This is a genomic window from Herbaspirillum lusitanum P6-12 (assembly GCF_000256565.1).
GTDB classification, from domain to species: domain Bacteria; phylum Pseudomonadota; class Gammaproteobacteria; order Burkholderiales; family Burkholderiaceae_D; genus Herbaspirillum; species Herbaspirillum lusitanum.
On sequence record NZ_AJHH01000145.1, the window covers coordinates 1 to 1,617 of the forward strand.

The following is a 1,617-nucleotide window of genomic DNA, read 5'->3' on the forward strand; positions in this document are numbered from 1 at the left end:
CGCGGCCGAGCAGACGCTGCACCACGAAACCGATCGACAGCATGCCGATCAGGCCGCGCAGCATGGCGTCGGAGGTGAAACGGAAGGTCAGCGCGCCGATGGCGATGCCGACCAGCGCAGCGGGAATCAGGATGCGCAGATTGCGCAGGTCGCCTTTGCCGCGGAACGTGATCAGGCCCATGATGTCCATGGCGATCAGCAAGGGCAGCATGATTGCCGCGCCGACCGAGGGCGAGGCAACCAGCGACAGGATGGGAATGGAGAGGATGCCGAGCGAGCCGCCGCCCAACCCGGACTTGGAAATGCCGACGATCAGCACTGCGGGGATCGCCGCTGCGTAGAACAGCGGATCCTGGATCAAGGCAAGGCCCCCGGCCGCAATCCCGTCGTCGGCATGTTCATCAGGAATTACTCCTTGATGAAATGCTCGCGGTAGTACTTCAGTTCTTCGATCGATTCGATGATGTCGGCCAGCGCCGTGTGCTTCTGATGCTTCTTGAAACCGCTTGCCAGCTCAGGCTTCCAGCGCCGGCACAGTTCCTTGAGCGTAGACACGTCGAGGTTGCGATAGTGGAAGAAGGCTTCCAGCTTGGGCATGCCGCGCGCCATGAAGCGTCGATCCTGGCAAATCGAATTGCCGCACATCGGCGACTTGCCCACCGGCACGAAAGGCTTGAGGAAGGCGATCAGCGCCGCCGAGGCTTCTTCTTCGGTCACGGTCGAGGCCTTGACGCGCTCGATCAGGCCGGAACGGCCGTGCGTGCCCTTGTTCCAGGCGTCCATGCCGTCGAGGATCTCATCGGACTGGTGAATTGCGAACACCGGACCTTCGGCCAGCACGTTGAGCTCAGGATCCGTTACCACAACGGCAACTTCGATGATGCGGTCGTTGTCGGGATCAAGGCCGGTCATTTCCATATCGACCCAGATCAGGTTGAACTCGTTTGGACGGGCTGGGATCGCATAAGGAGCGGCGTTGGTGTCGGTGGCTTGTGACATAATTGTTCTTTCTTCATATTCTGCTTGAATCGGCCGCTCACCCATTCGATTCGCCATTTTCATCGAATTTTTTGAGCGGTCTTGATGTCCGCCATTTTCGCACAGGGAAAGAATGTATTCACTCACGTTTTCAGTTTTGTTTGTCGGTTTTCTGCTGGTGACGCTGCTTGTCCGGTTCTGGCTCAGCTCGCGCCACATCCGCCATGTACTGGCGCACCGCAGTGCAGTGCCGGCTGAATTCGCCGAAAAAATCCCGCTCGCGGCGCATCAGAAAGCCGCCGATTACACCGTCGCGCGCACCAAGTTCGGCATCCTTGCGCTGCTGGTGAATGCCGCCGTCCTGATCGGCTTTACTTTGCTGGGCGGACTGCAACTGCTGTCGACCCTGCTGCTGCAATGGCTGGGCGGCCCTGGCATGATTTATCAGTTGTGCCTGATCGGCTCCTTCGCGGTGATCTCCGGCCTGATCGATTTGCCGTTCGACTATTACCGCCAGTTCGTGCTGGAAGCGTATTTCGGTTTCAACAAGATGACGCGCGCCCTGTTCTTCGTCGACGCCGTCAAGACCGGCCTGATCGGCGCCAGGCCAAGGGGGCGGTGCTGACGCATCGCAACCTG

The 1,617-nt window shown here is 59.5% G+C and carries 2 protein-coding genes and 1 pseudogene; 1 reads left to right on the forward strand and 2 read right to left on the reverse strand.

Features of this window, described 5'->3' with window-relative positions; genetic code table 11:
• Positions 1-361, reverse strand: a 361-nt coding sequence (locus HLUSI_RS0104990) for a TSUP family transporter (protein WP_016832923.1), incomplete at its 3' end; no start/stop codon positions are given.
• 47 nt (positions 362-408) lie between these two features.
• The gene (orn, locus tag HLUSI_RS0104995) at positions 409-999 is read right to left on the reverse strand and encodes an oligoribonuclease (protein WP_016832924.1); all 591 of its coding nucleotides are present in this window, start codon (positions 997-999) and stop codon (positions 409-411) included.
• Between the two features lie 112 nt (positions 1,000-1,111).
• Between orn and HLUSI_RS0105000 the strand changes: the two are divergent.
• Positions 1,112-1,582, forward strand: a pseudogene (locus HLUSI_RS0105000) (M48 family metalloprotease); the annotation flags it as partial.
• Positions 1,583-1,617: the final 35 nt, after the last annotated feature.

Excerpts from the sequence above, each read along its gene's own strand:
- orn (WP_016832924.1), bottom strand. The coding sequence starts at position 999 with ATGTCACAAGCCACCGACACCAACGCCGCTCCTTATGCGATCCCAGCC.